The sequence below is a fragment of the Bifidobacterium miconisargentati genome (assembly GCF_019331675.1).
In the GTDB taxonomy this organism is placed as follows: Bacteria; Actinomycetota; Actinomycetes; order Actinomycetales; family Bifidobacteriaceae; genus Bifidobacterium; species Bifidobacterium miconisargentati.
Window position 1 is genome coordinate 111,430 of sequence record NZ_JAHBBJ010000008.1, and the last position, 20,268, is coordinate 131,697.

Consider the following 20,268-nt stretch of genomic DNA (forward strand, 5'->3'; position numbering starts at 1 on the left):
CTCCCGACACACTCAAGGCCGTTCGGCCAAGCTTACGGTCGGGAGACATACCCCTATTCCATCAGCTACGGGATATTGTTTTTTATTCCAGGTAAGCCTGGGCGTCGAGGGCGGCTCGGCAACCCATACCGGCTGCGCTGATGGCCTGGCGGTAGGTGCGGTCCACGCAGTCACCCGCGGCGAAGATGCCGGGGGCGCTGGTGACGGTGCTGCCGCCGTCCACGGCGATGTAGCCGTCGGCATCGCGCTTGACCACATCGGCCACGAAATCGGTGGCGGGGGTGTGGCCGATGGCCACGAACACGGCGTTGCAGTCCAGCGTGCTTTCCTCACCGGTCACGGTGCTGCGCAACGTGACGCCGGTGACATGCTTTTGCGGCTGCTTTGCCAAGCCGGACAGTAGTCCGCCGCCCAAAGCATTGCCGCCGAGACCGGGGAGTGTGATGGCCGGCTTGTCGTCGGTGGCTGTGCCGGGCTTGGTCAGACCGATGCCTGCACCGATATTCAGGGAGACACCGGCGGTCTTGATGGACGGCGCGGACGGGGCTTGATCGCCGGACCGCGCACTGCTGTTGGCTGTACTGGTTTCGTCAGCTGCAGCGGTGGAGGGTGCGTCGCTTGTGATGGCGGTGACGACGGTGTTGGTGACGAGCGTTAGTTTCGGATCGGCTTTGGCGCGTTCGACCATGATCTGCGAGGCGCGGAAGCTGTCGCGGCGATGAATCAGGGTGACTGACGAACCGAAGCGGGTGAGGAACAGGGCCTCCTCGAAAGCGGAGTCACCGCCGCCGACCACGACGATGGGCTTGTCCTTGAAGAAGAAGCCGTCGCAGGTGGCGCAGTAGGAGACGCCATGACCGGACAGTTCCTCTTCGCCGGGGACGCCGAGCTTGCGTACGTTGGAGCCGGTGGCCACGATGACGGCCGAGGTTTCGAGCGTTTCGTCGTCCGAGGTGGTCAGGCGGTATTGCGGGTGACCGTCATGCTGGGGGAGTGCTTCCACCGATTCGACATCGGCGGGAAGGAATTCGGCACCGAAGCGTTCGGCCTGCTTGCGCATGCGATCCATCAGTTCGGGGCCGAGAATGCCCTCCGGGAAACCAGGGAAGTTCTCCACCTCCGTGGTGTTGACGAGCTGGCCGCCGGGTGCCAGCGCGCCCGTGATGACGAGAGGATTGAAGCCGGCGCGGCCCAGATAGATGGCCGCGGTGTATCCGGCAGGACCGGAACCGATAATGATGACGCGATGTTTCACGTGAAACATTCTCACATTGTCATAAGACCTTCCGCCCTCCGCTATAAACCTTGGCCCCCTCTGTCGAGGGGGCTGTCAGCGAAGCTGACTGGGGGAGAGTAGCGGAGCAGGCGGAGCCTGCGGGAAACTCTATCGACCGCAGGTCGATGCTAATTTACCGAAGCGCGATTACATAAGTTGGATCTAGCTATCTCTCATGCTCGTCCGGACAGTGCTATCAATCCGCTGGCATACCTCATGGAACATGAAGTCAACTTCATTGTTGGCGAACCGCAGCACTGACACCCCTGCAGCCTCAAGCTCTTTCGTGCGTATTGCATCGGCTTGCTGCTGGTTCACTATATAGTGACCGCCGCCATCAAGCTCCACCGCCAAACCGGCTTTGGCGCAATAGAAATCCACGATACGGTTGCCTATAGGCTTCTGACGCTGCCATCGGACTGGGTAGGAGCTGAGAAATCCATACCAGAGTTTCCTTTCCCATGGTGTCATATCTCGTCGTAGCTTCCTTGCTTTGCTGACGTTATCGGGGTTGTAATCCTTCATTGGTACAGCATAGCTGTCAAGCTGCGGTAGCGGCATCGGTCTGCGACCGATGGATTTCTCCGCAGGCATTCGCCTGCATTGCTACTCTCCCCCAGTCAGCTTTGCTGACAGCCCCCTCGACAGAGGGGGCCAAGGTCCTATACGAAAAAGGCCTGTGGAATTTGGGTTCCACAGGCCTGGGTAAGAGGGAAAAGAGGAAGGTTAGAAGACCTCGACCTTTTCGATGTAGAGCTGGTTTTGGGGCATGCTATCGACCGGGACCCAGAGGATAAGGTCCTGGGTGTTGACCGTCTTGGTGAACTTGATCTCGGTGGTACCGCCCTCGGCGAAGGTGAACTCGGCCACCTGCTCGCCCTGGGTCGGGTCGCCGGTGGTGTTCGCGCGGATGTAGCCCTTGCCGCCGGAGGTGCGGATGGTCACCGTCATGCGGTACACGTCATGCGCCTGATCGAGATGCATGTAGTACGCATAGCCGGACTGGCCGCCCGGATTGGACAGGAAGTTCGCGCTGGAGATGGTGTACGCGGTGTTATTCACATGCTTCGGCGTGGGAACGGCCTTCGAATCCTTGTCTTCATTCGTGGCCTTCTTGGTCGTCGTGCTCTTCTTCTTGGTGCTGTCGGAGCTGGACGAGGAGGAATCGGACGAGGAGCTGCTATCGGTGCTCTCGCCCTTCGTGGCGCTGGCGCCGGTGCCGTCACCGAACGGAACCTGGCTTTCGTCGAACTCGGGCCACTCGCCCTCGCTCACGGACTTGCCGGTGGTGTCGGACGGGTTGCCGGAGCTGTTGCGGAAGGCGGCCACGGCCCAGACCGTAGCGGCGATCACCACGAGCACGGCAGCCACGATGGCCACGACCTTGGTGCTGAACTTGCCGAACAGATGCGCGTTCGGCAGCTCATCGCCCTCCGTACGCTTCGGCGGATCCTTGGGCTCGAAGCTCGGCGGAATCGCGGCGATCTCCGCGATGCGGGCCTGCTCCTCCTCCAACGCACGCAGGGACTCCTCGCCGGGGGCCACCGCGCGGCCGGCTGCGTCATACACCGGAATGCGGCTTGTGGTCTCGCCGGGTGCCTGCTCGGGGTTGAGCGAACCGGTGGGAATCGGCACGGTCAGCCGGGAGTTGCCCACGGCCGTGGTAGGGGCGGGATTGAAGCTGTTGTACCAGTCGCCGGTATCCTCGCCGGACAGATTCTCGTTCTGCCAGGCGTCGGAGAAGTTGAAATCGAACAGGCGGCGGCCGTCGTTCGCGTCGCCTTCGCCGGCGGCGTCACCGTTCTTCTGCGCCGGGTTCGGCGGCAGGGCGATGGCGGGGGTGCTGGTGGCAATGGACAGGGTCGGCAGCTGCTGGTTGCTCACCAGACCGTCCGGAATGGGGTTGATGTCCGGTTCGGCCACCGGGCACAGCGGTGCGGTGGCGATGGAGCATTCGCCGCTCACGTTCGGCAGGGCGATGTCCTCCGCACCCAGCTCGGTCAGCGGCTTCCAGTCGCCCAGCAGCGCCTCGAGCTCCACCAAGGAAGCCATCGGCAGGGTCGGATCATCGGCCTCGATGAGGTTCAGGCCGCGCTTCAGGATCACGCGGAACTCGCCCGGAGCGTCCTGCGGCAGTTGATTCAGGTCGAAGTGGGGGTCGGTCTCGCTCGGCGTGCGCGTGAGCAGCGAGTACAGCAGCGCGGAAAGCTGACGGATGGCCAGCTGCTCGGCGCTTTCCAGCGGCGTGGTGAGTCCCAGCGTATCGGCCAGCATCGGGGTGAACGGACCGTCCGCGATCTCCACGCCGGTGGTGGTCACGCGCACGGTGTCGGTGGTGATCGCCACGTTGATGGGCGTGCCGGACAGCATCGGACGAATGCCCTGCAGCGTCTCGCCGATAATGGAACGCATGGCGTCATGGCTGAGCACGTTGCCCGCGCCGGTCAGGTAATCGGTGACGGACAGGCCGTTGTCCAACGGCATCACGGCCAGCAGTACGCCGGACTGCAGGCGGTACTTGAGCACCGGCGTATGACGTTCCGGTTTGGTGGCCACGATACGGCCGGCGATGGTGTCGATGGCGGTGAGCACCTGGCTGTTGGAGACGAGGAACAGCTGGCAGTCCTTGGCCAGCACGCGGTCGTTCGCCTTCCATGCCTCGATGCCGGGTTCCTCGCGCAACGAGGACACCAGCGTGTATCGATTGAGAATGGTATCTCCCAGATGCGGTTTCATAAGCTCGTCCGGCTCCGTATGGTTGTTGGTGATGTTCTTCGAAAGTGTCTTTGACATTCTATCCGTCGGGATGGCCCGGCGAATGGTTCCCGAGGATGATGTGGACGGGATGAGCGCGGGGATCGACTCGGCCGGCCAGGCGGGGGAGGCGCCCTGTGCGGAGCGGTCTGCGGCATCGTCTGAGACACCGTCTGCAATACCGTCCGGTTCGCTCTCGTCGCCGGGGTTCCGCTGGTCCTTTGCAAGGGAATTGACGGCTTGGTCTGCCCCGGCATCCTGCGGCTGCGGTTGCGCGGGCTGAGCGGGCTGCTGTGCCTGCGACTGTACATCCTGCGACTGCGTGGCCTGCGGTCCGCGGCGTCGGCCCAGTCCGAGCCGTGCACCGACCATCCGCGCCGCACCGGTCAGTTCCGGCGTGCGCAGCACCCACAGCACACCCACGTACACCACCGCCAGCACGATGGTGAGCACCACGCAGATGCCGAGCGCGGCGAACCATCCCATATGGCCGCCGGTCGGCTGGATGCTCACGCCGAACAGTGCGGTGATTGGCTTCTTGATGAGCCAGGTGACCAGTCCGCCTGCCACCGCGGCGAGCGTGGCCTTGCCGTACGTGAGCATGATGGCCCGGCCGCCGAGACTGCCGTCGAACCGTTTGCGCAGCATGATGATCGTGGGCGGCATCGCAAGGAATGCCGCGAGGGTGACGGAGCAGGCGATGCCGGTGACCCAGTGCTCGGGTGGCAGGATCAGCGTGCCGGCGACGATAAGAGCGGAAACGGATCCGTACTGTATGAGCGCTGATAGGAATGGATGCAAGCCGTCTTCGAATGCGTAGAACGTACGCTGAATGAGCAGAAAGGCTGAGCATGCAGGAATCCCAACAGACAATGCTATCAACGCATAGGAGATGAGCATGGTCTCGTCCATCGAGACCGAGGGCAGCAGCGCGCGGATGATCGGTTCGGGGAACACGATCATCGCGGCCGCGAAGAACATGATGAGCAGTCCCACGTTGTTCAGCGCGCTGCCCAGGTCATGCCGGGCCTCGTCGAGATCATGCGCGGCCACGGACCGGGAGATCTTCGGGAACATCGCCGTGGACACGGATACGGCGAGCAGTGAATACGGCAGCACGAACAACGTGTAGGCGTTCTGGTAGGTGGCGTTACCGGCGATGTCAAACAGGCTCGCGCCGGTCAGTTCATGAGCGCGCTGCGGGGCCAGCGTGGCCACGCGGGTCAGCACGATGCCCGAAATCTCGCTGGTGATGACCACGCCGAGTGAGCCCAGCGCCACCGGGCCCATGGCCTTAAGGCCGAAGCCGGTCAGGCCGAAACTTGGCCGGTATTTGAAGCCGATACGCGCCAGCGGCAGGAACAGGATCAGCGCTTGGAACGCCACGCCCAGCGTCCAGGTGCCGGCGGTCAGCGCGATCTTGTCCGCCGTCCAGAAGTCGAGTGGCTGCTCGTTGGCCTTGCCGAACAGCAGGATGAACGCCGTGAAGCCGGCGCAGCTGATCACGTTCGCACCCGTGGAGCTCCACGCATAGGTGACGAAATGGTCTCGTGCGGCCAGGATCTGCCCCAACACCGTATACAGGCCGTAGAAGAACACCTGCGGCATGCACCACAGCGTGAACGCGGTGGTCAGCGCCATCATCTGATGGTCGTTGCTGCCCACGTACAGTCGGGCGAGCAGGGGAGCGGCGGCGGCCATGATCAGGGTCATCGCCAGCAGCAGACCGATGGCCAGCGTGATGAGTCGGTTCAGACGCTCCTGGGCGTCCTTCTCCTTCATCGTGCGCACGATCTGCGGCACCAGCACGGCGTTGAAAATGCCACCCGAGACCAGCGTGAACACGGATTGCGGAATCATCGATCCCGCCTGATAGGCGTTGGCCGCAAGTCCGGTGGTGCCGATCGCGGCGGCCAGGAGAATCGTACGGAGCTGACCGGTCACGCGGGAGGCCGCGGTTCCGGACGCCATGATCAGGGAATTACGGCCAACGGTCGAACTCATTCGTCGGGATCCTTCTTACGGTTGAACTGACGCCACAGACCCACGATGCCCAGCAGCACCGCGAAGCCGATGATGATGAAGCCGCTCATGTCGCTGATGCGCATCACGCTGGTGATGGCGGTGTTCTGCACGTTGCCGAACGCCTGGCCGTTACGATCCGCCAGCGAGACATGGGCGACGGTGGAGCCTGAAGTGGAGACTCGGATGGTGAACGAGACCTGGGCCTCGCCGTTCGCCGGAATTTCGATGTCCGTGGTGCGCGAGGTCACGATCTGCATGGAATCGGTGATCGAATTGACCCTGACGCTCACCGCATACGGCAGTTTGTTGCTCACGGTCACCGGCATCTTCGCGGATTCGCTGAACACCGACACGGATTCCGAAGGCGTGATGGAGACCTTGCCGAGCAGGGTATCCGCCAACGCGCGGGTGGCGACGGTCATGCGCTGACCGGTGTCCGTCTGCTGCGAACCGGACAGCGCGCGCAGGGCCATGCTGTCATGCGCAGCGAGCAGCGAGGCCACCCATGAGGTCGGGTCGCCGTTGCTGGCGGCCGTGGCCGCGGCGTCCTGCCGGGCCAGCGCCTGCGGATCGAGCGCGCTGATATCCACCACCGAGGAGACGTCGTCGGAATCCACGCTGTGCTTGAGCACGGCACCGGCCAGACGCATGATGTCCTGGCGGCTGCCGGCCAGCTGCTTCAACGCCGTGCGGGCTGCGGACACCTGGGACTTGCCCGAATCGTCGAGATTCACCGTGTCGCTCACGCTGTACGGCTCGGCCTTGGCCATGGTCTCCAGATCCGTGAGATTGAGCCAGGAGGCCTGTTCGAGGGCACCCATCACCTGATCGATCCAGACCGCGGAGCTGTCGCGGGAGAAGGTCATGAGCAGGTTGCGGGACGTGTAGGGCTGCTCCATCTGGTAGAACGCGCTCTGGGCGAGCAGGCGTGCGAGACGGCCGGCGTCGCTGGCCTCGCCGTTCGCGTCCTTGCTGGTGGGCTGGCCCTGGGCCAGTTTGCCGAGTTCCGCCTGCTCCTTGAGCACGGTCACGTCGCCGGCGTCCGTGTTCACCACGTAGGTGCCGGTATGCACGGTGTCCGACTGTTCGCTGTCGAACGAGGCGTCCGCGATCACCGTGGAGTACCCCTGTTCGCTGGCTTTGGTCAGGGCATCCAGCGACCAGCCGGCATTGCCCTGCCAGGCATACGTGCTGGTCTTGGCGGCGGACTGCATGTCCTCGCCCTCCTCGTCGGCGTACAGCGTCTGCGACTGGTCCGCGCTCCACTGGTCGTCCGTGACGCCGGCCTTGGCGTACGACTTGCCGCTGTCCAGCGCGGAGTACGTGGTGATGTCGAAGTCGGCGGGCTGCATCACGCCGTCCACGTCCGGGTCGATATCCGAGGCCTTGAGATACACCGGATCGGCCACCACCTGCAGTTTGCGATGGCGGTTCAGTGCCTGGGCCAGTGCCTGGGCGGCCGTCTCGTCCTGTTCGGACAGGGTGATGAGCTGGCCGCTGGCGTTGCTGTCGCCGGTGCCTGTGTCTTTCTCGTCCTTGTTCTCGCCCTTGCCGTTGGTGATGGTGCCGGGCTTGCCGCTGCTGGTGGCCGCGCCCTGCTTGGCATCGCCGGTGCCGGTATTGTCCGTGACGAGATTGTTGACGGCGGTGGCGTTGACCTGCCAGTTATCCGAGGTCAGCGGCATGGCCACCGTCAAACCCATGGCCGGCGTCTGCGCGGTGTTGAGCCCGTCCGGCGAGCGGGTCAAAAAACTAGTCAGATTGACCAATATTTGGTCGTTGACGATGTACGACAGAAGGAGCGGCTTCGGGCCCCATGTCTCGATGACCTGCAGGGCGGGCCGGTCCGATGCCACGTCCAGGTTCACCGTCACGGTGCCACCGGCCGGGATCGCCGGCACGGTGACGTGCCCGATCTCGTTCGGCGTGGGGATCGGCGCGGTGCCTTCCGCCCAGGACTGGATGTCCGCGCGGGAGATGAAGGTGAGCAGCGCATTGGTGCTGACTTCCAGCGTGCCGGACGCCGTGGGCTTGTCGCTGTTGTTGGCCACCATCACCTTGAGATGGAAGCCGGACGTATCGGTGACCACGGCGGTGCTCTGCTCGATGGTCAGGGATTGCTTGGGACGGTCGCCGTTGTCGGCATCGGTACCATCGCCGGCATCATTATTGGTGTCGCCGGCGTCGGCGGTCGCGCTGGACCCGTTCTGATCGTCCGTTCCCTCCGCCCAGGCAGACACGGGGGAAAGCGGGGCCACCACCAGCGCCACCAGGGTCAGCATCGTGATCAGCACGCGCGCGAGGAGCCCGTGACGGCGGAATACTGCGGGTAGATTCACTCGTTTGCCTGCCTGTTCTTCTTCCTGGCGTACAACCATGCGATTTTCCGTTCGTTCGGGTAACTCAGCACGTCGTCCAAATCGTCGAACCGCACCCAGATGGCGTCCTCCGCCTCATGATCCGGATCGCCCTCCACGGTCAGTTCGCCGCCGGTCTGACGCAAGGCGAAATGATGCACCAGTTTGTGCACACGCTGCGTGGTGCCGGTGAACCAGTAATCGATGGTGGCGATGGAGTCGATGACCTCGCCCAGGATGCCGGTCTCCTCGTGCACCTCGCGCACGGCGGTCTGCTGCGGGGTCTCACCCTTTTCGATATGGCCCTTGGGCAGACACCATTCGAGATGCCCGGACCGGGAGTGACGGGCGATGATGGCCACACGGTTCTGGTCGTCGAAGATCAGTCCGCCGGCCGAATATTCGCGCACCACTGGCAATTCCTGAGCATCCAGGGACGCGAACGTGGTGGGGCCGTCGGAGGTGCGGCGCTGCGGCATCATGGCCGGTGTGGGGCCGCTGGGAACCGAAGGCTGGGCCGGAGCGGGGACCGCGGTCCCCGTGCCTTGCGAGGCGCCGGCCAATCGTGCGGCCGCTGCCGCAGCGGCGATGCGTGCCGCCGGATTGGTGCCTTTGCGATTGCCTCTGCGGCCGCCGTTCTGCCCGTTGTTATGGCCGTTCTGTCCGGGGTGAGAGCCGCGCGTGTTCTGCCCGCGCCGGCCGAACACGCTGGCCGGTGTAGGGCCGCTGGGTTCGGCCTGTTCCGCTGCCGCGGGGGCCTGCGATTCAGGCAATTCCGGTGATTCGGGCGGCACCGGCAGTCCAGCGGCGGCAATCGGGTTCTCGACGGAATCGGACACGACCACGGCCGAATCGGCGGCATGCGGGGCCACGATGGCCTCGGCGCCGGCCTCCGCCACGATGCCGTCGGACTGGCCGGCGATGGTGCCGTTGGCGGTGGCGATGGTCACCATCGCACGCATGCCGAACACGGTCGCCGGCGTGGGCATCACCGGGGCCTGCGGGCGTGGCGACGCCGCTGCGGGGGAGCTGTCCACAAATGAATCGGAAGATGACCGCGATGCGGACGGCCTGTCGTTTCGGGCGTCCGAGCGGACGGCGGAAACGGGAGCCGCGGCCGCCGGAGCATCGGCGTCATCCGATTCGGCGCTGGACGATTGCGCGGCGGAAGCCGGGGCGCCATCGTGTGCATCGGCGGCGGAATCGGCGGAATGACGCGGAGTTTCGGACGTATACAGCAGCTGGTCTTGGGTACGGTTGTCCGCCGAATCTGGTGTTTGCCGCAGCATGCGGGCAAGGTCGGCGGGCGTAATCATATTCTCCACCATACTCAACCCCGTGTGCAGGTGGGGTAACGGTATGCTGGTAGGGCAGAAAAAACGTGATATGCGGGAGAGTGCCCATTGGATTTCGAAGTGTGGCCCGAAGCCATCGAACTTGGTCGAATGTTCGCCGAGCAAGGCTATGAGCTGGCGTTGGTCGGCGGACCGGTCAGGGACCTGCTGCTGCACCGGCCCAGCCACGACCTCGACTTCTGCTCGTCTGCCCGGCCCGAACAGTTCGAGCCGATCCTGCGCCGCTGGGGGCACGACGGCTTCTGGGACATGGGCCGCAAGTTCGGCACGTTGGGTGCCATGCGTCGCCGCCCGGACGGCACCGAAGTCAAGGTGGAGGTGACCACCTACCGTTCGGACACCTATGATCCCGACTCCCGCAAGCCGGAGGTCAACTACGGTGACACGCTTGAAGGCGACCTCTCCCGTCGTGATTTCACGGTGAACGCGATGGCGCTGCGTGTGCCGGAACTGGAGTTCGTGGATCCGTTCGGCGGTGCGAGCGACCTCGCCAAGGGCGTGCTGCGTACGCCGGTGGATCCGCGTCAGTCCTTCGATGACGATCCGCTGCGTATGATGCGCGCCGTGCGGTTCGTGGCCCAGCTCGGTTTCCATATCGCGCCGGACGCGGCCGAGGCCATCACCTCCATGCGCGACCGCATCGAGATCGTCTCCGCCGAGCGCGTGCGCGACGAACTGACCAAGCTGCTGCTGTCCGACCGGCCGCGCGCCGGCCTTGAAGCGCTGGTGGAATCCGGCCTCGCGGACATCGTCTTCCCCGAGATTCCGGCCCTGCAGCTGCAGATCGATGAGCACCACCGTCACAAGGATGTGTTCGAGCACACAATGATCGTGCTGGAGCGCGCGATCGCGCTGGAAACCGGCCCGGACGGCCCGGTGCCGGCCCCCGACCTGACGCTACGTCTGGCGGCCGTGATGCACGACATCGGCAAGCCGAAGACCCGCCGGTTCGAGCCGGGCGGCAAGGTGAGCTTCCACCATCACGACGCGGTGGGCGCCAAGATGACCCGCAAGCGTCTGAAGGCGCTGCGATTCGACCATCACATCGTGGAGGACGTGTCCGAACTGGTGAACATGCACCTGCGCTTCCACGGATATGTGGACGAGCCGTGGACCGATTCGGCCGTGCGCCGCTACGTCAAGGACTCCGGCCACCTGTACGAGCGCCTCAACCGCCTCACCCGCGCGGACGCCACCACGCAGAACAAGCGCAAGGCGCAGATCTTCTCCGACGCGATGGACGAGATGGAGGAGCGCGTGCGCGCGTTGAAGGAGAAGGAGGACTTCGACGCGATCCGCCCGGATGTGGACGGCAACGAGATCATGGAGCTGCTGGGACTGGAACCCGGCCCCATGGTGGGCAAGGCCTACAAGCACATGCTCGACTATCGTCTCGATAACGGCCCGGTGGAACACGACGTCGCCGTGGCCGAACTGAAGCGCTGGTACGCCGAGGTGACGCAATAAAAAGAGGAATCGGCCTTTGGCCGATAGAGTATTCCGCAAGCTTATGCTTGCGGTTCTTCTCTCCTTTCGTCATCGCTTCGCGATGCCACCTCCCTCGTCAGAGGGAGGCAAGGTGTATACGTGTAGGTTCTCGGCCCCCTCTGACGAGGGGGCTCCCGGCGAAGCCGGGTGGGGGAGAGAAGAGAAGTGGTCATAAGACCGCGGAATACTCTATCGGCCAAAGGCCGATTCCGTTACTTACTGCTATTTTATTTACTGCTGCTGGGTCTGCTGGGCCGTGTAGGCGGTGTGATCGGTGTCGGCCGGCAGGTTGGTCATCTTGTCGGCGGCCTTGCAGCCTTCGATGCTGGTGATTTCCTTGCCTTCCTGCGGTGAGGCGTTCGTATCCTGCAGGTCGGTGAAGGTGGCGCCGAGCACCACGTCGATGAGCTGGTCCTCACGGGCCGTCATGATCATCGTGGCATCGGTGAAGTTGCCGGCCAGCGTGTACGCCTCGTTCACGGCGTTCTTGCCGAAGTAGATGGTGGTGCGTTCCACGTCCGTCTTGGCCACCATCACCTTGCCCTTCTTGACCTGGTAGTTGCCGATGAACTGCACGCTGAAGCCGCGCTTGGTCAGCGCGTTGCCCACGGCCGAGGCGAATCCGAGATGACCGGTGCCGTTGAGCACCTGGATACCCACGGAGCCGTTGGCCACGTACTTGGCCTTGCCGTCCTTGCCCTTGACTGCGCAAGGGGCGGCGTTGCCGTAATTCGGCTCGGTGGTGGGCGTCACGTACGCGCCCAGTCCGAACACATGGAAGTTGAACAGCAGCGAGACGACCATGATGACCGCCAGCGCCGCGCCGGTGATGGAGAATACGACGGTCTGACGGTGGCGTACATACGCCTTGCGAGCCTCACGTTCGTCTACCTGTTGCGTCATCGTTCGACTTCCTTCTGGGTCCTATGGCTTGTTGCTACCTTAGCGTCACTGGCTGACGCGCACGAGCGGTTTGGCTGGTGCCTTGGCGCGGATGATGCGGTCCACCAGACCGTCCGCACGCCAGGCGTCGATCACGCGCTGCGCGGCCGCCCCGCCATCCACGAACGCCACCACCGACGGGCCCGATCCGGACACGAACGCATGCCGTGCGCCCGCCTGCGCCGCGGCGTCGACCGCCCGGCCACTGCGTGGATGCAGATTGATCGCGGCGGCCTGGAGATGATTCCGGTCGCCCTCGCCGGCGCCCACCGCATCGAACGTGCGGTACACCTCGGGCGTGCTCAGCTGCGACTGATAGGCGCCCACCAGCACATCCCCGGCAAAGCCTTGGGCCGCAAGCTCGCGCCCCCGCGGGCTGTCCGGCGTGATGTCCTCGATGCGTTCGCCGTATCCGGTGCCGTGAGCGAATCCGCCGGCCACGCAGAACGGCATATCCGCGCCCAACGTGGCGGCGATCGCACGCAGCCGGTCGACGGGCCAATCGAGATCCCACAGTCGGTTGACGGCCAGCAGCGTGGCCGCGGCATCCGCCGAACCGCCGCCGAGACCGGCCCCCACGGGAATGCGCTTGGTGATGGTCAACGCCACATCCGGATCCCGTCCGGCGGCCTCGGCCATGGCGAACAGGGCCAAGACCGCGTGATTGCGGCGCATATCACTGCTGGATGCGGCCAGATCGCCCAGATGCGTGCCCTCGATGTCCAGCGAGAATCCCGCGCCCGGATACTTGGCGGTGGCGGTCACCGTGTCGTACACGCCCACCGCGCAGTACACGGTGTCCAGGGCATGCCTGCCGCCCCACTCGTCATGCGTGGGCCCCACTTCAAGCGTGAGGTTCGTCTTGGCCGGGCAATCGACGCTCACCGTCATCGCGCCGGCCGGAGTCTGCGCCAGTTCGTCCTTGGTGAGATGCTGTGCCGCGCGATGCTGCGTCGCACGCGGACGGGTCAGTACCGGGCTCATCATGCCGCCCCGCCCTGCGTCGCCTGGGATCGGCCGTTGTACTGGTCCAGCGCCTTGGCCAATGCGGCGAACTCGTCGATGGTCAGGGTCTCGCCGCGCCGCGTGGCGTCGATGCCGGCGGCCTCGAACACCTCGGCGGGCACCATATGCTTCAATGCGGCGTGCAGCGTCTTGCGGCGCTGGCCGAACGCGGCATCGATGAGCTGGAACGTGAGCTCGCGCGGGGCCGCATCCGGACCGGTACCGGGGGCCGAGGCATCGTCCGCGGCATAACGGGTGAACTTCACCAGCGCGGAATCCACGTTCGGGGCCGGCCAGAACACGTTGCGGCCGATCGTGCCCACGCGCTCGGCGGTGCCGTACCAGGCGAGCTTCACGCTCGGCGTGCCGTAGATCTTGGAGCCGGGTTTGGCGGACAGGCGGTCGGCCACCTCCTTCTGCACCATCACCAGGAACGAGCCGAGGTTATCGAACCGCTCCAGCAGGGTGAGCAGAATCGGCGTGGCCACGTTGTACGGCAGGTTGGCCACCAGCGTGAACGATTGGTCATCGTTGAAATCCGGCACGTTCTCGGGCGTCACGGTCAGGGCGTCCCGGTTGACCACGGCCAGACGACCGGAAGCCTCGGGCATGAACTCGGCCACGGTGTCCGGCAGGCGTTCGGCCAGCGGCGGGTCGATCTCCACCGCGGTCATCGAAGCGCCGGTTTCCAGGATCGCCAAGGTCAGCGAGCCGAGGCCAGGACCCACCTCCATGACGTGATCATTGGCGGTCACGCCCGCCTCGCGGACGATGCGACGGACCGTGCCCGGGTCGATCACGAAGTTCTGCCCGAACTTCTTGGTGGGGCTCACGCCGGCTTCGGCCGCGATGCGGCGGATGTCGGCCGCGCCCAACAGGTGCCCGGCCGGCTGGTTGCCGGCGTCCTGTCCGGTCTGCGCGGTGGTGGTTTCGTTGTTCATACGCTGTCCCTTATGCCTTGGTGGTTGCCGTGGTGTTCCGGCGATGCTGTGTTGTGGTTGCGCCCGATGCGATTGGTCGTCGCCGTTTCGGTTATCGTCCGGCGGTCAGTACCAGCCGACGTCTTCGGAATGCTGCCAGGCCACCGACGGGCTGCCGTACCGCTCGGCGATGTACGCCAGTCCCCAGTCGATCTGCACGGCGGCGTCGTCACGGTAGTTGGCGCCGAACGTGGCCATCTTGTCGGCCGGCAGGGCCTGCGGGATGCCGTACGCGCCGGAGGAGGCGTTCTCGGCGTACCACAGCCAGCTTGACTCGCGCGTCCACAGCTTGACCAGGCAATCCCATTCGTTGCCGGTCCAGCCGCGCTGGGCCGCCGCTCCTGCCGCATAGGCCTGGGCTTGCGCCGGGGTCGGATGCCAGAGTCGGCCGGAGGAGGAGCCGTTGTCCGGGGAGGGCGTGGGCGTCGGATCGGGGGTGGTGTTGCCTCCGCTGTTGCCCGAATCGTCGTCGGCGCTGCCGTTGTTGTCGGAACCGGAATCGTTGCTGGTGCCGCCGTTATTGGCGTTACCGTTGTTATCGGTGCCGTTATTGTCCGTATTGCTACCGGAATTGTCTCCGGTGCCGTTGCCTCCGCCGGTGTTGCCGTTTCCGTTACCGGAGCTGTTTCCGTTGTCGGCGTTGCCGCCGTTGTCGGTGGAGCCGCTGCCCTCGCTGCCGGAACCGGAATCGCCGGACGTCGAGTCGTTTGCGGAACCGTTCGCGGACGAACTGCCGCTGCCGTTGGTCGTGCTGGAATCGTTCTTGTTGACGGTGGCGGACGGGCCCACGGCGATGATCTGGTCGACGGCCATCTTGGTCACGGTTTCGGACTTCAGCGTCTCCGATTCGGCCTCGCCGTCCACGTACGTGACGTCGTACACCTGCGTCTTCTCGCCGTTGACGCCCTGCTGGCGCACTTCCGTCTGTCCGGCGGCCAGCGAATTATCCACGATCGTGCGGGTGGAGAACGGAATCGTCACGGTGCGCGTCTCCTCGCCATGGGTCACGCGGCGCACGCGCAGGATGGTCTTGTCGCCGTCCTTCTCGACGCTGACGCGATCCTCCTTGCCCAGCACGATGCCCTTGGAATCGAGGATGGATGCGGCCGGGAGCTTGCCGTTCGGGGCCACCGAGCTTTTGCCGTCCGCGATGACGGTGACCGGGCCCTTCCTGTTGATTACCAGTCCGCCGGTGAGCTGGTTGTATACGTTGTCGATGTCCACCGTAATCTTGGTGGCGTTGGTCTCGTTCTCCTCGAAGAAGCCCAGCAGCTGTTCGGCGCTGGTGGCCACGGTCCAGAACGGCACGGAGACGCCATCGATGTTGATGGTGGTCTGGTAGGCGGAACGCACGGTGACCACGGCATGGTCGGCGAGCGTATTGCCCGAGGAGGTCTGCACGATGTCGTGGGTTTTGACGTCGATGCCCTGCTCCTGCAACAGACGGGTGGCGGTCATGGCGTAGGTGGTGACCTGCGTGGTCTCGCCGTTGACGTTCAAGGCCACGGATTTGCGGGCGGTGAAGGCGAACGTGCCGCCCATGGCCAGACTGAGCGATAGAACGCTGGCGATCACGCGGATGCGACGCAGTGCAACAAACCGCTGCGGGGTCCAACGCCGTGCCATGGTTCCCTTTCCGTTGTACGAAGACTTACGCCCACCATCGTAATGGTTGCCCCGGCCGCGCCGCCCGTTGCGCTCCTCACCGTCACCATTCCTGCCCGGTTGCGCAGAAAAAGAAGAAAGGGGGGCGGGAGAGAAGGGGATGTTCCCGCCCCCTTGAAGGCGCGGAGCTGGTTGGGGGACGCTCCGCCCTTAAGTCCAGGAAGCCCATAGTTGGGGGAAGGCTCCTGGATTACTTACCCAAGGCAAGAATTCAGTGCGCCGGAAAAACCGCGCATATCCATGATACGCTTTTTTCCCACGCGACGAGCCTCTTGTCGGGATCGAACCGACGACCTGCCGCTTACAAGGCGGCCGCTCTGGCCATCTGAGCTAAAGAGGCGTGTTACCGAACATCAATCGTTCGGAACAAATGAATAGCATACCAGCAGTCCCCGAATGCGCGGCCGCTGTGTCGCCTGTCACCTCGGTTTCATGTCGATCTTGGTTGAACAGAGAGCAAAAAAGGGAAGCCGCGGACGAACCGCGACTTCCCTTACGTATGCCCCCGTTGCCCCGCACGGGGATCGGGCCGATTATCAGGCCGTGATGTCGATGGGCTTCTTGCTGGAGCCGATCGAGGGCATCTTGCCTTCCACGCCCACCTGATCGGAGTCCAGTCCGATGGCCTTGAGGAAGCCGTCCTTCAGGTCGAGACCGGCCAGGGAGACGTTGTTGAGGGCCCAGTACTCGCCGTTGATGGTGAGCGTGGGGGAGGAGAAGCTGCCGGACGAGGAGAAGAGCTCCGGGCGCTGGATCGTGTAGTTGTTCGAGGCGGTGAGCCAGTCCACATACTCGTTCTTGCCGCTGAACGCCGCGGCCGCCACGTCCTTGCTGACCCCGGCCTTGACGGCCTGCTCCTCAAGCTTGCTGTTGTCCACCGGCACGTAGTTGGTCAGCTCGCCGGGCTGAAAGTCCTCGGCGTAGATGTTGGACAGGTAGTTCATGAGGTGGTTCGGGTCGCTGTCATGCTCGGCGATGTAAATGGCGCCGTTGAAGGCACGGTTGGAGTAGTTGTCCGAGCTCTTGTTGTCCTGGAAGTTCAGGAAATGCAGCTCCAGATTGAGCTGGCCCGCGTCCATGAGCTTGACGAGCGTGGGGTCGAGCTGCCGGTTCACGGCCGCGCAGCCCGGGCACAACGGCTCCATATAAATACCCACGGTAGGGGCGCCGTCCACGGACTTGCCGTAGCCCTTGCTGGAGATGGTGAAGCCGGCCTTGTCGTCGGCGTTGGCGGGCTTGGTCTTCACGGACTGCAGCGTCTTGTAGGCCTCGTTCACATCCGAGGCGGTGGTCTGGCTGCTGCTGCTGGAATGCGTGGCCTTGTACACCGCGAATCCGCCGATGGCCACCAGCACCACGATGATGGCCACCACGATGCATCCGATGATGGTCTGCTGCTTGCGCTCCTTGGCCGCACGTTCGGCCTGGGCCTTCTGGGCCGCCTCCTCTGCCGCACGGCGCTCGGCGCGCGTGACGCGCTTGGCCTGACGCTTTGGATCTGCCATGAATCTCCCCCTGAAAACAGTTCAATGGATGGGCCCCATCATAATGGCCGGGCCTGAGGAAGCGGCCGCGAAGGTCGGCTCTGAGGTGAATTCTGCGTAAAAGTGCCGCCCTTGCTGTGCCACTTGAATGGCACAGCTGGCATAGCGTTACAGCAGCGGCGTCCAGTCGATCGGCTGGCTGGACAGCGACAGTGCGCCCAGCGCCACGAAGGCGATCAGCCAGACGACAATCAAAACGGCGTCCCGTCGTCCGCCCTTGGGAGCGGCGGCGGTATTCGGCGAACCGTTCGGTCCGAGCGCGGGGGACGCGGAGGCCAACAGCGCTTCACCTGCCGGCGTAATGCCCGCGGCCGCGGCTGAGGATGGCCTGCGGATGCCACGCAGCACGCCGGCGCCGAGACGGACCATCACGGCCCGCGGCCCGAACGCCGTGACCAGCCAGCCAGCCGCCGTGAACCCGCCCAACACCAGTCCGGTCGGGGAGGTCGACATGTCGGTCAGCACCGGAATCGGCAGGGTCCACGGACCCGCGACCCAATCCACCGTCTCCACGGGCAGGTTGAGCAGCGCCGCGGCCAATGACGTGCCGACTGCGGCGATCGTTGTCATCAATGCCAGTCGCGGCAGCATGAGCAGCAGTCCCTTGAGCAGATGCCAGGGGAGCGTGGCCGCGCGAATCAGCGAATCGGAGCCCTTACGTTCGCCGCCTCGCCGGCCCTCGCGCTCCAGCTGCGATTCGGCGTTGTATGCCAACGTGAGCAGCAGCCACAACACCGCGGCGGCGGTGAACAGGGCGATGACCGGTAGTACGGAGGCCAGCAGCGCCAACGGGACCGCGATCAGCCACAACGGCAGCGTGCCGCGCGAGAGGTATTCGCCACGACGTACGTCCGCGGGATTCGGCCCCGGCTGCGACTGGGCGAGTGTCTGCGCGCTTGCCTGTGCGATCGCCTCGGTTGGGGAGGCCTGCGCGGTCTGGTCAATGATGCGCTGCAACGCCGGCCGGATGGTCGGATCGGCGATCGTGGGCTGGGTGTCGCCCATTGCGCCGTAGGTGGGTGAGCCGTAGCCAGGCGAGCCATAGGCGGGCTGCGGCTGGCCATAGGTGCCGTACGGCGAACCGTTCGGGGCATACGCCTGTCCACTTTGCGCGCTCTGGCCCGTCTGTCCGTTCTGTCCGGCCAGTATGCCGCCGGCCTGCACGGGTGGGAATACGGAAGGCATGGGTTGCAGCGGTGCAGGTGTAGTTGCGGCCGTGGCGCCCGAGGGCATCACCGCGGTGCGTTCGGCCAACGGAACCGTCGCACCGGCCAACGACGTGGGCGCCACGGTCTCCTGCGATTGCAGGAACGCCGGCACATTGCCGGTCGGTTGTGCGGATTCTCGCGAGAGTGCGGCCATGCCGGCCGTGCGCGGCGCGGTTCCGCGGATGTCGCGCACGGAGTCCGGTGCCGCTGCGGCCGTTTGGACGTTCGTTTCGGGCAACACCCGTGTGCCATGGTCGGCGCCGGTCGCGCGTCCCACCAGCGTGCGCGTGGGTGCGTCCGCACCGCGGGTGCCGGAGGCGTCCGCCAGCGGCACCGTCGCGTTGGCGATGGTCGTGCCTGCCGGGGATGCGGGGAAGACGGTGGTCGCGGGAGCCCCCGCGGACAGCACGGCGGTCGCGGAGTGCGGTGCCGGCGGTGCGGGTGGGCCTCCCGACACGGCTTCGGTGCGAATGATGTCGGCGTCGTCCGCGGTCCGCCAGACCGTGCGGGGATTGTCGGGGTCAGCGCCAGCGGTTGCGCCGGAGGCCGAACCAAAAGGGGGCATCGCCTCGGTTCCGTCGGACGTTCCGGCTCCGACTCCGGCCAGCGCGGCCACGCCTCCCGCGATCGCGCCGGCACCGAACGGCCCGGCCTGCGTACCCTGCCATGCGGCGGGATTGAGCGCGTCCAGGGCGATGGCGTGCAACAGCTGATCGGGCGTACAACGTTTGCTGCGATCCGGGCTGAGCGCCGCGCGGAAGGCCGCCAGCGTGCCGGCCGGCAGACCGGTAAGGTTCGCATTGCCCGAGGCCGCGCGCTCCAGCACCGCCATCATCGGCTTGACACCGAACACGGGTGCGCCGGTGGCCGCGAACGCCAGCACGGACGCCACCGACCACCAGTCGGTCGCCTCGTCCGATTCGGCGCCCTCGATGATTTCCGGGGCGATGAATCCGGGCGTGCCCATCACCAGCCCCGTGCGGGTCACGTGGCTTTCGCCTTCGCCCATCGCGATGCCGAAATCGACCAGCACCGGGCCGGACGCGGAGACCATCACATTGGTGGGCTTGATGTCGCGGTGGACGATGCCGGCCGCATGCACGGCCTTGACCGCCTCGATGAGCTTGCGGGCCAGCCGTTCGAGATCGTCGCCGATGTACCGGCCGTTGACGGCCACGTCATCCTTGAGGTTGCGGCCCTCGATGAGTTCGGTGACGATGAACGCCAGCGAATCGTCCAGCTCCATATCCACGATGCCGCACACGCCCGGATGGTTGACCTTCTTCAAAGCCATGGCCTCGCGGCGCAGGCGTTCGCGCGGGGTCACGTCCGGCTTGAGATTGGGGTCCTGTTCCGCGGCCGGGCCCGCGCCCGCCGCCATCGCGTCGTCCGACTCCTCGGCCAGGGAATCACGCAGGATCTTCATCGCGTACGTCTGGCCGCCGTCGTCCCGCACGCGCCAGACCGAACCCATGGCCCCCGAACCGAGGCGGGATATCAGCGTGTAGCCGCCCACCACTTCGCCCGGTTCAAGATTCAATGCGTTCAGATCGCTCATGGACTCCATCCTAGCCGGGCCCCCGCTGGAGCGCCGTGGTCCTTTCGGATGAGCCGTTCTTGCACCGAAAGCGACCGTTCGCGCATTTCTCCTGTGCGTCGCGGGTGACGT

The 20,268-nt window shown here is 65.1% G+C and carries 12 protein-coding genes and 1 tRNA gene; 1 reads left to right on the forward strand and 12 read right to left on the reverse strand.

The window, feature by feature from the left end; all coding sequences use genetic code 11:
• Positions 1-82 precede the first annotated feature (82 nt).
• The 5 genes from KIH81_RS06525 to KIH81_RS12185 all read right to left on the reverse strand — a co-directional run bounded on the left by KIH81_RS06525 (position 83) and on the right by KIH81_RS12185 (position 9,728).
• Entirely contained in the window at positions 83-1,264 is a 1,182-nt protein-coding gene (locus KIH81_RS06525) for an NAD(P)/FAD-dependent oxidoreductase (protein WP_214304612.1), read from the reverse strand.
• Positions 1,265-1,438: 174 nt separating this feature from the next.
• Positions 1,439-1,870: an endonuclease domain-containing protein gene (locus KIH81_RS06530; RefSeq protein ID WP_214304613.1), complete on the reverse strand. Its 432-nt coding sequence runs from the start codon at positions 1,868-1,870 to the stop codon at positions 1,439-1,441.
• 132 nt (positions 1,871-2,002) lie between these two features.
• On the reverse strand, positions 2,003-6,034 hold the full coding sequence (murJ, locus tag KIH81_RS12065; RefSeq protein WP_236029358.1) for a murein biosynthesis integral membrane protein MurJ: 4,032 nt from the start codon (positions 6,032-6,034) through the stop codon (positions 2,003-2,005).
• Positions 6,031-8,325, reverse strand: coding sequence for a DUF6049 family protein (locus tag KIH81_RS06545; RefSeq protein WP_420829135.1), 2,295 nt, complete (start codon positions 8,323-8,325; stop codon positions 6,031-6,033). The genes murJ and KIH81_RS06545 overlap by 4 nt, the downstream gene beginning before the upstream one ends.
• A 65-nt stretch (positions 8,326-8,390) precedes the next feature.
• Complete coding sequence (locus tag KIH81_RS12185; RefSeq protein WP_214304614.1) at positions 8,391-9,728, reverse strand: NUDIX hydrolase; 1,338 nt, start codon at positions 9,726-9,728, stop codon at positions 8,391-8,393.
• 87 nt (positions 9,729-9,815) lie between these two features.
• On the opposite strand from KIH81_RS12185, the gene KIH81_RS06555 reads away from it, so the two are divergent.
• Positions 9,816-11,234 carry a CCA tRNA nucleotidyltransferase gene (locus tag KIH81_RS06555; RefSeq protein ID WP_214304615.1) on the forward strand — a complete coding sequence of 473 codons (1,419 nt, stop codon included), beginning with the start codon at positions 9,816-9,818 and terminating at the stop codon, positions 11,232-11,234.
• A gap of 252 nt (positions 11,235-11,486) precedes the next feature.
• On the opposite strand, the gene KIH81_RS06560 is transcribed toward KIH81_RS06555, so the two are convergent.
• The 7 genes from KIH81_RS06560 to KIH81_RS12365 form a co-directional block, all read right to left on the reverse strand.
• A complete protein-coding gene (locus KIH81_RS06560; protein WP_214304616.1) occupies positions 11,487-12,158 on the reverse strand; it encodes a LytR C-terminal domain-containing protein in 672 nt (223 codons plus the stop codon).
• A 45-nt stretch (positions 12,159-12,203) separates the two neighbouring features.
• Positions 12,204-13,181 carry a 4-(cytidine 5'-diphospho)-2-C-methyl-D-erythritol kinase gene (locus tag KIH81_RS06565; RefSeq protein WP_214304635.1) on the reverse strand — a complete coding sequence of 326 codons (978 nt, stop codon included), beginning with the start codon at positions 13,179-13,181 and terminating at the stop codon, positions 12,204-12,206.
• On the reverse strand, positions 13,181-14,143 hold the full coding sequence (gene rsmA / locus KIH81_RS06570; protein ID WP_214304617.1) for a 16S rRNA (adenine(1518)-N(6)/adenine(1519)-N(6))-dimethyltransferase RsmA: 963 nt from the start codon (positions 14,141-14,143) through the stop codon (positions 13,181-13,183). The genes KIH81_RS06565 and rsmA overlap by 1 nt, the downstream gene beginning before the upstream one ends.
• Positions 14,144-14,248: 105 nt before the next feature.
• Positions 14,249-15,808, reverse strand: coding sequence for an aggregation-promoting factor C-terminal-like domain-containing protein (locus KIH81_RS06575; protein WP_214304618.1), 1,560 nt, complete (start codon positions 15,806-15,808; stop codon positions 14,249-14,251).
• Positions 15,809-16,113: 305 nt separating this feature from the next.
• Positions 16,114-16,187: transfer RNA gene (locus KIH81_RS06580), tRNA-Thr, on the reverse strand.
• Between the two features lie 196 nt (positions 16,188-16,383).
• On the reverse strand, positions 16,384-17,352 hold the full coding sequence (locus KIH81_RS06585; RefSeq protein ID WP_214304619.1) for a thioredoxin domain-containing protein: 969 nt from the start codon (positions 17,350-17,352) through the stop codon (positions 16,384-16,386).
• A gap of 147 nt (positions 17,353-17,499) precedes the next feature.
• Positions 17,500-20,166, reverse strand: coding sequence for a serine/threonine-protein kinase (locus KIH81_RS12365; RefSeq protein WP_236029360.1), 2,667 nt, complete (start codon positions 20,164-20,166; stop codon positions 17,500-17,502).
• Positions 20,167-20,268: the final 102 nt, after the last annotated feature.